Below are 10,768 nucleotides of genomic sequence, written 5' to 3'. Positions count from 1 at the left end.
CCCCGCGCTGCGGGCGCCCTTGGCTGCCAGCCGGCGCCGATACCACCGCCTGGGCGTGGGGGATGGGCGCGAGCGAAGCCTGTTCGCCGCAGGCCCGCGTTAAGCTTGCCAACCCCCTGACCGCCCCCGCGCACGGCATGCCGGAGCGCTTCCCCATCCATCCGAGGACGAGACCATGCAACAACACGACAACCTGATCGGCGGCGAATGGAAGAAGGGCAATAGTTACAGCCCTAACCTGAACCCGTCGAACCTGGGCGACACCATCGCCGAATACACGCAGGGCGATGCGGCCCACGTCGACGCGGCCGTGGCCGCGGCCACCGCGGCTTTCCCGGCCTGGGCCACGGGCAGCATCCAGGCGCGCTCGGACGCGCTCGACAAGATCGGCGCCGAGATCCTCGCGCGCAAGGAAGAGCTGGGCACGCTGCTGGCCCGTGAAGAGGGCAAGACCCGGGCCGAAGGCATCGGCGAAGCCACGCGCGCCGGCCAGATCTTCAAGTTCTTCGCCGGCGAATGCCTGCGCCTGTCGGGCGAGACGCTGCCTTCGGTGCGCCCGAACATCGGCGTCGAGATCACGCGCGAACCGGTGGGCGTGGTGGGCCTGATCACGCCGTGGAACTTCCCGATCGCGATCCCTGCCTGGAAGATCGCACCGGCCTTGGCCTTCGGCAACTGCGTGGTCATGAAGCCGGCCGACCTGGTGCCCGGCAGCGCCTGGGCGCTGGCCGAGATCATCAGCCGCTCGGGCATCCCGGCGGGCGTGTTCAACCTGGTGATGGGCCGCGGCAGCGTGATCGGCAATGCGCTGGTGGCGCACCCGGGCGTGCATGCGATCAGCTTCACCGGCTCGGTGGGCGTGGGCCGGGGCATCGCGGTCCAGTGCGCGACGAACCACAAGAAGGTGCAGCTCGAGATGGGCGGCAAGAACCCGCAGGTGATCCTGGACGACGCCGACCTCGCGCAGGCGGTGGAGCTCAGCGTGCAGAGCGCCTTCTATTCGACCGGCCAGCGCTGCACGGCCTCGAGCCGCCTGATCGTGACCGACGGCATCTACCCGCAGTTCATCGCGGCGATGAAGGCCCGCATGGAGAAGATCAAGGTCGGCGACGCGCTGGCGCAGGGCACGGACATCGGCCCGGTGTCGAGCCTGAGCCAGCTCGAGCAGGACCTGAGCTACATCGAGATCGGCAAGAGTGAAGGCGCGGTGCTGGCCGTCGGCGGCGAGCGCCTCGAGCGCGACACCGAGGGCTTCTACATGGCGCCCGCGCTGTTCAGCGAATCGGGCGCGGGCATGCGCATCAACCGCGAGGAAGTGTTCGGCCCGGTGGCGAGCGTGATCCGCGTCAAGGGCTACGAAGAGGCGCTGGCCACGGCCAACGACACCGAGTTCGGCCTGTCGGCGGGCATCGCGACCACCAGCCTGAAGTACGCGACGCATTTCAAGCGCCACAGCCAGGCGGGCATGGTGATGGTCAATCTGCCGACCGCGGGCGTGGACTACCACGTGCCCTTCGGCGGCCGCAAGGGCTCGAGCTACGGTCCGCGCGAGCAGGGCCGGTACGCGCAGGAGTTCTTCACCACGGTGAAGACGGCCTACACCCTTGCCTGAGACCGACGTGGGCAGCGCGGCGCTGCCGGTGCTCTATTCCTTTCGGCGCTGCCCCTATGCGATGCGGGCGCGCTTCGCCCTGCATGCGAGCGGCACGTGCTGCGCGCTGCGTGAGGTGGTGCTGCGCAACAAGCCCGCGGCGCTGATCGAGGCCTCGCCCAAGGCCACGGTGCCTGTGCTGGTGCTGCCCGGCGGGCAGGTGATCGACCAGAGCCTGGACATCATGCAGTGGGCGCTGGCGCGCCACGATCCGCAGGCCTGGCTGCGGCCGCCGCGCGAGACTTTCGAGGCCATGCTGGCGCTGGTCGCGCAATGCGACGGCGCCTTCAAGCAGCAGCTCGACCGCTACAAGTACCCGAACCGCTTCGAAGGCGTCGATGCGCTGCAGCAACGGGCCGAGGGCGCGCTGTTCCTGCAGGCCCTGGAACAGCGCCTGGCGCTGGGCTCGCACCTGTTCGGCGACCGGCCCACGCTGGCCGACATGGCGGTCGCGCCCTTCGTGCGCCAGTTCGCGCAGGTCGATGCCGACTGGTTCGCGGCGCAACCCTGGCCCGCGCTGGCGCAATGGCTGGCGGCGTTGACGGCCAGCGAGACATGGCTGGCCGCGACGCAGAAGTACGCGGCTTGGAAGCCCGGCGATCCGGTGCTGCACTTCCCGCCGGACTAACAGGGCCGTTCAGCGCGCGCGCCGCACCAGCAGCCGCTCGATCGCCTCGAACACCAATTCGCTCGCGAGCGCCAGCGCGGCCGCGGGCAGCGCGCCGGCCAGCAGCAGCTGCCGGTCGTTGAGCGCCAGCCCGGTCACGATGCGTTCGCCGAAGCCGCCCGCGCCGATGAAGGCCGCGATGGTGGCGGTGCCGATCGCGATCGCGGTGGCGGTGCGCACGCCCGCGATCAGCGTGGGCATGGCCAGCGGCAGTACCACCAGCCGCAGGTTCTGCGCGCGCGTCATGCCCAGCGCGGTGCCCGCGTCGCGCAGGCCGCTGCGCACCTCGCCCAGGCCGGTGACGGTGTTGCGCATGATCGGCAGCAGCGAATAGAGCGTGAGCGCGATCAGCGCCGGCCCGGTGCCGATCTGCCCCAACAGCGAGATCAGCACCGCCAGCAGCGCGAGCGATGGCACGGTCTGCATCAGGCCCGCGACCCCCAGCACCACAGCGCGGGTGCGGGCGTGCGGCGACACCACGATGGCCAGCGGCACGGCGATCAGGATCGCCAGGCCCACCGACACCGCGACCAGCAGCAGGTGCTGGCGAGCGAGCCGGCCCAGGTCGTCGCCGAACAGCTTGGCCACGAAGCCGCGCTGGGCCGAGGGCGCGGTGCCGCCGGCCAGGAAGTCGCGCGCGATGGTGTCGAAGGCCGTGCCCTGCAGTTCGGCGCGTGCGTTCATCGCGATCATGGCGCGCTCGTCGATGCGGCCCTCGAGCTTGCGCAGCGCGGCCCAGGCCTGCGGCAGCCGCGCGGGCAGGTCGAGCCGGTGCAGCACGATCGCGTCGTAGTGCGGGAAGTAATTGCGGTCGTCGGTCAGCACGCGCAGGCCCAGGTGCTCGATCTTGGCGTCGGTCGTGTAGATGTCGATCACGTCGATCTGCTTCGCGGCGATGGCGTCGTAGGCCAGGCCATGGTCGAGGCCGGTGGGCTTCTGCGCGAAGCCGTAGCGCGCGGCCAGGCCCTGCCAGCCGTCGGCGCGGCCGATGAACTCGTTCGACAGGCCCAGCTTGAGTTCGGGGTGGCGCGCCAGGTCGCTCAGGGTGCGCAGCTGCAGCCGGTCGGCATCGGCGGCGCGCATGGCCAGCGCATAGCCGTCGTTGAAGCCCAGCGGAATGGCCACGCCCAGGCCCAGCGGTGCGAGCCGGGCGTTCATCTCCTCGCGCGTCATCGAGGCCGCACCCTGCAGGATCTCGAGCGCGATGGTGCCGGTGTACTCGGCGTACAGGTCGATCGCGCCCGAGCGCAGCGCCTCGTAGACGATCGAGGTGTTGCCCAGGCCCTGGCGCACCACGGGCGGCGCGGCCGTGTGCGGGGCCGCGCTCTGGGCCAGCAGCTCGGCCAGGATGTAGGACTCGGTGAAGCGCTTGGAGCCGATGCGCAGCGTGTCGCGCTCGGTCTGGGCGGACGACGGCAGGGCGAGTGCCAGGGCCATGGCCATGGCCGCGAGGCAGGCCATGGCGAGAAGCCATGCATGGCGGGGCAGGGGCAGGCGCATCGGGCCAGTGTATCGGTCAGGCCGCGCTCCTACAGCCGTTCGTGCGCCGCGCCGATGCGTGCCAGGGGCCATCGCGGCGACAGTCGAGGCATCCCACTTCCATCGAAAGCATCCATGGCCCCATCGACCGTGCCGTCCCACCTTGCCGCCGAACACGGCGCGCGCGAGCTTCCCTCGGTGCTGGTCGACGGCTACAGCCTGCAGGTGCGCGACAGCCAGGACGGCTTTGCCGGCGACCAGGCCAGCCAGACGGCCTTCCGCGCGCTGCTCGAGCAGTGGCGCAAGCGCCGGCGCAAGAACGGCGGCGAGGACCCGATGGGGCCGCTGCCCTCGCGCGACCTCAGCAAGAAGGCGCTCGACCGCATGCTCACGCGGGATGGCTCCGAGGCCTCCGACGTGCTGCACGGCGCGATCGAGGAGTTCGCCGAGGAACTCGCGCACGTCACGCGCCGCTTCCTGCGCGAGCCCTCCTGGCAGAAGGTCGAGCGCATCGTGATCGGCGGCGGCTTTCCCGAGAGCGACGTGGGCGAGCGTGCGATCCTGCAGGCCGCGGCGATCCTGCAGGAGATGAAGGTGCGGGTGCCGCTGGCGCGGCTGTCGCACGAGGTCGACGACGGCGGCCTGATCGGCTGGGTGCACCTGGTGCCGCCCGACATGCTGGCGGCCTACGACGCGATCCTCGCGGTCGACATCGGCGGCACCAACCTGCGCTGCGGCATCGTGAAGACGCGGCTGCACAAGGCTCCCGACCTGTCGATGGCCAAGGTGGTGCGGCGCATGAAGTGGCGCCATGCCGACGACAAGCCCAGCCGCAGCGGACTGCTCGAGCGGCTGGCATTGATGCTGCAGGAACTGATCGACCACTGCGCGGCGAAGGGCGTGCGGCTCGCGCCTTTCGTCGGCATCGCCTGCCCGGGCCGGATCCGCACCGACGGCTCGATCGCGGCCGGCACCCAGAACCTGCCGGGCGACTGGGAGAGCGACACCTTCCATCTGCCCAGCGAGCTGTGCAAGCGCCTGCCCACCATCGGCGGCGCGCCCACCACCGCGCGGCTGCACAACGATGCGGTGGTGCAGGGGCTGAGCGAGCTGCCCTTCATGCGCGACGTCAAGCACTGGGCGATCCTCACGATCGGGACCGGGCTGGGCAACGCGAGCTACACCAACAAGCCCGAGGTGCAGGTCTCGCCGGCGGAGGCGCCCGGCAAGAACGGCAAGCCGCCGAAACCGCTCCAGCCGATCGAGGACGCGAAGAAGGCGAAAGCCGTCAAGGCGGCCAAGGTCGCACAGAAGGCAAAGACCGCAAAGACGCCCATGAGCCCTAAGGCCCGCGCACGCTAGAGCTGGAAGGCGATGGTCAGCAGCAGGCCTTCGGCCAGGTCGCGCCCGAGGCCGGGGCGCCGCGCGCGGTAGGGCGCGCCGGCCGAGGCCGTGGTCTCGATCCAATGCGCCAGCCAGTCGATTGGCCCGCGGCCGTAGAACACGACGGCCGCTTCATGGTTGAGCAGCAGGCTGCGCAGGTCGAGGTTGATCGAGCCGCACAGCGCCAATTGCTCATCGACCACCACCGCCTTGGCGTGCGCCATGAAGGGCAGCATGCGGAAGGTGACGCCGGCGCCGGCCAGGTCGCGCATCGCACGCGCGCGCACGAAATCGGCCAGCCGGTGGTTCGAGCATTCGGGCACCGCGATGGTCACCTGCACGCCGCGCCGCGCGGCCAGGCGCAAGGCGTTGCGCAGGCCGTCGTCGGGCACGAAGTAGGGCGTGATGGCGAGGATGCGGTGCTCGGCGCGGAAACAGGCATCGATCAGCAGCGCGTGCGCCGTGTCCTCGGTCTGGTCCGGGCCGCTGGGCAGGAACTGCGCCAGGGTGCCGTCTTCGCGCTGGGTGTCGGTGGCGCTGGGCGGGATGTCGCGCGCCGTGGTGTCGCGCACCGAGGACCAGTCGTGCTCGAACTGCACCGCCGCGGCCTCGGCCACGCTGCCGTGCAGGTCGAAGGACAGGTCGCGCCAGGGCACCGAATGCTCGTCGTTGCCGGTGAAGTACTCGCCCGCCAGGTTGCGCCCGCCCGACCAGAGCCAGTGGTCGTCGGAGATCACGAACTTGCGGTGGTTGCGCAGGTTGCGCGGGCCGTTGCGCCGCAGGCTGAACAGCGGGCGGAACACCGCCACCGTGCCGCCGGCCGAACGCAGCGCATCGAAGTGATGGGCCGGCAGCGTGAGTGCGCCGAAGCCGTCGAGCAGCACGCGCACCTGCACGCCGTCGCGGGCCCGCCGCGTGAGCCGGGTCACGACCTCGTGGCCCAGCGAGTCGTCGCCGATGATGAAGGTGCAGACGTCGAGCCGCGTGCGCGCGCCGTCGATCACCTGCCACAGCGCATCGCGCGCCGCGGCGCCGTCGGCGTGGAAACGCGGCGCGCAGCGCCCGGGGGCCGGCAGGCCGAAGCTCTCGATGAGCTCGGCCGCCCAATGGCCCGCCGGCAGCGTGCGCGGCGGCCGTGGCGCACCCACCGGCCGCAGCTTGCGCTGGCCGAACATCAGGTACATCGGCAGCGTGACGTAGGGGATCAGCAGCAGCCCCATGACCCAGGCGATGGCCGTGGTGGGCGCCCGCTGCTCGCGCCGCGCCCGCGTCGTCAGCACATAGACGAGCAGCGCGAAGGTCACGACCAGGAAGTGCTGGGAGGGCGAAGGCAGCCAGGGCTGGAGCAGGTGCGGCATGTCCGCAGAGATTAACCGGCCCGCGCAAAACCCCTGGCACTATCCAGTGAAGTGCCAGGGACACCGCGGCAGAAGCATCCGCAGGTGGGGAGCCCTCACTCGGGTTCGATGCCCGCGGCCTTGATGATCCGGCCCCAACGCTCCAGCTCCGAGAGCTGGAACTTCGCCAGTTCCTCGGGCGGCGCGAACGCGACTTCCTGCCCGCTCTTCTCGATCGCCTGGCGTACCGAAGGCTTGGCCAGCGCGTCGCGCATCAGTTCGCTGAGCCGCTGGACCACGGGCGCGGGCGTCTTCGCCGGCGCATAGAGCGCGTTCCAGTAGCCGAACTCGTAGCCCGGCAGCGAGTTCGCGATGGGCGGCACCTCGGGCACCAGCGGCGAGGGCGTCGCGCTGCTGATGCCCAGGGCGCGCAGCTTGCCGGCCTTGACCTGCGGCAGGCTGGTCGTGAGGTCGACGATCATCAGGTCGATCTGTCCGCCCACCAGGTCCAGCACGGCCGGCGGGTTGGCCTTGTACGGCACGTAGGTGAATTTCGTGCCGGTCGATTGCTGGAACAGCTCGGTCGCCACCTGCGCCGACGAACTGCCCGAACCGTAGTTGAGCTTGCCCGGCGCGCTCTTGGCCAGCGCCACCAGCTCGGCCACGTTGTTCGCCTTGACCTTGGGGTTGACCACCAGCGCCAGGTAGCCGCGCGCCAGCAGCGCCACCGGCGCGAAGTCCTTGATCGGGTCGTAGCTCAGCTTCTTCAGCAGGTGCGGGTTGGCCGACTGCGTGGTGTTGGTGGTCATGAACAGCGTGTAGCCGTCCGGTTGCGCATGGGCCGTGTACTGCGCCGCGATGCCGCCGAACGCGCCGGCGCGGTTGTCGACGATCACCGGCTGCCCGCTGGACTTGGTGACCTCGGCCGCGATGGCGCGGGCCAGGCCGTCGGTGGCGCTGCCGGCGGTGGAACCGAGCACGATGGTGATCGGCCGGGCGGGATAGGCCTGGGCCAGGGCCACGCTGCCCAGGGGCAGCAGGGTGGCGAGCAGCAGCAGGGAGCGACGCAGTTTCATGGTTTGTCCTTGATCGTTATAGGGGGCGCGAGAGAGACGGAGGTGCAATCAGCGTGCGAGCTGCCAGCCCTGCAGCAGCGCATGCAGCGCCTGTTGCTGTGCATCGGTCAGCGGCCAGGCCGAGGGCGCGCGGGTGGCGCCGCAGTCGTTGCCCATCATCTGCAGCGCGGTCTTGACCACGGTCACGTTGGTGCCGTTGTTCTCTTGCGCGCGCAGCTCCTCGAAGGGCAGCATCTCGTCGATCAGCCGCATGGCCAACGCATGGTTGGCGTCCTCGAGCGCCTGGTGGATCGCGACCGAGCGCTCGGGCATCACGTTGATCAGCCCCGAGGTGAAGCCGCGCGCACCGACCGCATAGAAGGGCGGTGCCCAGACCTCGGCCAGGCCGCCGACCCAGGCCAGCTGGCGGTCGGTGGTGCGGCGCATCGCCTGCGCGAGCACCAGCGGCGTGGGCGAGGCCCATTTCACGCCGATCACCTCGGGCACGCGGCACAGGGCCTCGATGGCGTCGAGCCCGATGTTCTCGTTGCGCAGGTAGAGCACCAGCGGCAGGCCTGCGCCGGCCTCGGCGATGCGCTGCACATAGGCCAGCACGCCGCGCGGCGAGACGAAGGGGTCCGGCGGCTGGTGCACCATCAGCGCATCGGCGCCGGCTGCGCGCGAGACGCGGGCCAGCGCACAGGCCTCGTGCACGCTGCGGCCGATGCCGGCCAGGAGCGGCACGCGGCCGCGCACGCAGTCGGCCGAAATGCGCACCGCGTGTTCGGCCTCGTGCGCCTGCAGGCCGTAGAACTCGCTGGTGTTGCCGTTGGCCACCAGCACCTGCACGCCGGCCGCGATGGCGCGGTCGACCACCGCTTGCAGCGGTGCGGGCGCGATCGCGTCGTTCGCGTCGAAGGGGGTGACCAGAATGCCCGAAATGCCGTTCAGCGCCTGGCGCAGGTCCGCGCCGTGAAAGAAACTCATCGCTTGTCTCCAGAATCATGAAAGTCAGTGTTGACTCTAGAAAGCGGCGACGATCGCGTCCAATCCAATCAGGCGATGCCGCCATTCAAAAACTGAATCGTGTTCCAGCTCTCCCAACTCCGCTGCTTCGTGGCCGTGGCGACCGAACTCCATTTCGGTCGCGCCGCCGTCCTGCTGAACATGACCCAGCCGCCGCTCACGCGGCAGATCCAGCTGCTCGAGCACGAGGTGGGCGCGCGCCTGCTTGAGCGCGCGGGCGGCACCGTGCGGCTCACGCCGGCCGGCAGCGTGTTCCTGCGCGAGGCCGAGGACATCCTGCGCCGCAGCCAGGCCGCGACACTGGTCGCGCGCCGCGCGATGCGGGCCGATGCGGGCAGCGTGACGCTGGGCTTCATCGCGGCGGCCAGCTTCTCGGTCCTGCCGACGGTGCTGCTCGCGCTGCGCACCGCGCTGCCCGACGTGCAGGTGATGCTCCGTGAGATGCAGACCACCGACCAGCTCGATGCGCTGGCCGGCGACCGCATCGAGCTCGGCATCGTGCGGCCCTTCGTGCCGCGCAGCTTCGCCGACGCGAGCACGCTGATGCGCGAGCCGCTGGTGCTGGCCGCGCCGCGCGGCCATGCGCTGGCCGAGGGGCCGGCGATGCCGCTGTCGGCCCTGCAGGGCCAGCCCTTCATCGAATTCTGTCCGTCGGAGACGCGCTATCTCTACGAGCTTATCGCCGGGCGCCTGCGCGCCGAAGGCGTGGCGCCCGAGACCGTGCAGACGCTGAGCCACACGCACTCGATCCTGTCGCTGGTCGATGCGGGCATGGGCGTGGCGCTGGTGCCCGCATCGGCGCAACGCCTGGGCTATGCCCACGTGGCCTTCCGCGCGCTGCAGCCCCACGCGGCGCTGGAATCCGAGCTGCACCTGGTCTGGCGCAAGGGCAGCCGCGAGGGCGTAGCCCACACGGTGCGCGAGGCGCTGCAGCGGGCCTTTTCCGCCGACTGAAGGCTAGTCGGTGCCCCAGACCTCGCGCGCCGTCTCGATCACCAGCCGGAGCTTGTTGCGCTGCGCCTCGACCGCGATGTTGTTGCCGTGCACCGTGCTCGAGAAGCCGCATTGCGGCGACAGCGCGAGCTGTTCCAGCGGCACGTACTTCGCGGCGTCGTCGATGCGGCGCTTGAGTTCGTCCTTGTCTTCCATCTCGCCGAACTTGGTGGTCACCAGGCCCAGCACCACGGTCTTGCCCTTGGGCAGGTAGCGCAGCGGCTTGAAGTCGCCCGAACGCGCGTCGTCGTACTCCATGAAGTAGGCGTCAAGGTCCATCTCCTTCAGGAGCGCCTCGGCCACGGGCTCGTAGTTGCCGGCCGCGGCATGCGTGCTCTTGAAGTTGCCGCGGCACAGGTGCATGGCCAGCAGCATGCCCGGCGGCTTCTGCGCCACCACCTTGTTGATGAAGGCGGCATAGCGGTGCGGCAGCTCGTTGGGGTCGTCGCCGCGCTGGCGGGCCGCTTCGCGCATGTGCTCGTCGCAGAGGTAGGCGAGGTTGGTGTCGTCCATCTGCACATAGGTGCAGCCCGCCGCGGCCAGCGAGCGCAGCTCGTCGCCATAGGCCCGGGCCACGTCGTCGTAGAACACCGGGTCGAGCTCGGGATACGCGACCTTGCTGATGCCCGCACGTCCGCCGCGGAAATGCAGCATGGTGGGCGAGGGGATGGTCACCTTGGGCGTGCGGCCGGCAGCCACCTGGCTCTGGAGGTACTCGAAGTCGGCCAGCTGGATGTTCTTCGCGTGCCGGACCTTGTCGATCACGCGCAGCACCGGCGGCGCGAGTTCCTCGCGGCCATCGGGCTTGCGGATCGTGACCGGGATGTCGGTCTTCACGCCACCCAGCTGGTCGAGGAAGTCGATGTGGAAGTAGGTGCGGCGGAACTCGCCGTCGGTGATGCTCTTGAGCCCCACGTCCTGCTGGAACTGCACGATCTCGGTGATGGCCCGGTCTTCGACCGTGCGCAGCTGCTCGGGCGTGATCGCGCCCTTGGCCTTCTGCTCTCTCGCCTCGAGCAGGTATTGGGGGCGCAGGAAGCTGCCGACATGGTCGTAGCGGGCGGGGAGGGCGGCGTGCTGTGACATGGGAGGTCTCCGTCGGATGGGGAACGAGCGCAGCATCGTATCGCCTCCGGGGTGGAAGATGATGTGTACAGAAGGATCGGTACTTACCCTC

9 protein-coding genes are annotated in these 10,768 nt (G+C 70.1%); 4 read left to right on the top strand and 5 right to left on the bottom strand.

The genetic code is table 11. The features are described 5' to 3' along the window. The first annotated feature begins 175 nt into the window (after positions 1 to 175). Entirely contained in the window at positions 176 to 1,612 is a 1,437-nt protein-coding gene (locus tag K0H49_RS03960) for an aldehyde dehydrogenase family protein (RefSeq protein ID WP_219209825.1), read from the top strand. Between the two features lie 61 nt (positions 1,613 to 1,673). Continuing rightward, entirely contained in the window at positions 1,674 to 2,279 is a 606-nt protein-coding gene (locus K0H49_RS03955) for a glutathione S-transferase (RefSeq protein WP_374122348.1), read from the top strand. Positions 2,280 to 2,288: 9 nt separating this feature from the next. Here the strand turns inward: K0H49_RS03955 and K0H49_RS03950 are convergent, their stop codons facing one another. After that, a complete protein-coding gene (locus tag K0H49_RS03950) occupies positions 2,289 to 3,818 on the bottom strand; it encodes a glycine betaine ABC transporter substrate-binding protein (protein WP_374122302.1) in 1,530 nt (509 codons plus the stop codon). A gap of 114 nt (positions 3,819 to 3,932) precedes the next feature. On the opposite strand from K0H49_RS03950, the gene K0H49_RS03945 reads away from it, so the two are divergent. Next, positions 3,933 to 5,159 (top strand): ROK family protein, encoded by a 1,227-nt coding sequence (locus tag K0H49_RS03945; RefSeq protein ID WP_257624577.1) that lies wholly within the window; start codon positions 3,933 to 3,935, stop codon positions 5,157 to 5,159. Here the strand turns inward: K0H49_RS03945 and K0H49_RS03940 are convergent. The 3 genes from K0H49_RS03940 to K0H49_RS03930 form a co-directional block, all read right to left on the bottom strand. Next, a complete protein-coding gene (locus K0H49_RS03940) occupies positions 5,156 to 6,538 on the bottom strand; it encodes a phospholipase D-like domain-containing protein (RefSeq protein ID WP_219209824.1) in 1,383 nt (460 codons plus the stop codon). The two genes, K0H49_RS03945 and K0H49_RS03940, sit on opposite strands and share 4 nt — an antisense overlap. A gap of 95 nt (positions 6,539 to 6,633) precedes the next feature. Next, positions 6,634 to 7,593, bottom strand: a complete 960-nt coding sequence (locus tag K0H49_RS03935; RefSeq protein ID WP_219209823.1) for a Bug family tripartite tricarboxylate transporter substrate binding protein — start codon at positions 7,591 to 7,593, stop codon at positions 6,634 to 6,636. A 48-nt stretch (positions 7,594 to 7,641) separates the two neighbouring features. Next, on the bottom strand, positions 7,642 to 8,559 hold the full coding sequence (locus K0H49_RS03930) for a dihydrodipicolinate synthase family protein (protein ID WP_219209822.1): 918 nt from the start codon (positions 8,557 to 8,559) through the stop codon (positions 7,642 to 7,644). 99 nt (positions 8,560 to 8,658) lie between these two features. Here K0H49_RS03930 and K0H49_RS03925 point away from each other — a divergent pair, with 99 nt between their 5' ends. Then, positions 8,659 to 9,552 (top strand): LysR family transcriptional regulator, encoded by an 894-nt coding sequence (locus K0H49_RS03925; protein ID WP_219209821.1) that lies wholly within the window; start codon positions 8,659 to 8,661, stop codon positions 9,550 to 9,552. A gap of 3 nt (positions 9,553 to 9,555) precedes the next feature. On the opposite strand, the gene K0H49_RS03920 is transcribed toward K0H49_RS03925, so the two are convergent. Beyond that, complete coding sequence (locus K0H49_RS03920) at positions 9,556 to 10,677, bottom strand: 5-methyltetrahydropteroyltriglutamate--homocysteine S-methyltransferase (RefSeq protein ID WP_219209820.1); 1,122 nt, start codon at positions 10,675 to 10,677, stop codon at positions 9,556 to 9,558. Between the last annotated feature and the right edge of the window lie 91 nt (positions 10,678 to 10,768).

Source organism: Variovorax boronicumulans, assembly GCF_019352895.1.
GTDB lineage: Bacteria > Pseudomonadota > Gammaproteobacteria > Burkholderiales > Burkholderiaceae_C > Variovorax > Variovorax boronicumulans_A.
This window is presented reverse-complemented; position numbering and strand designations above follow the sequence as displayed.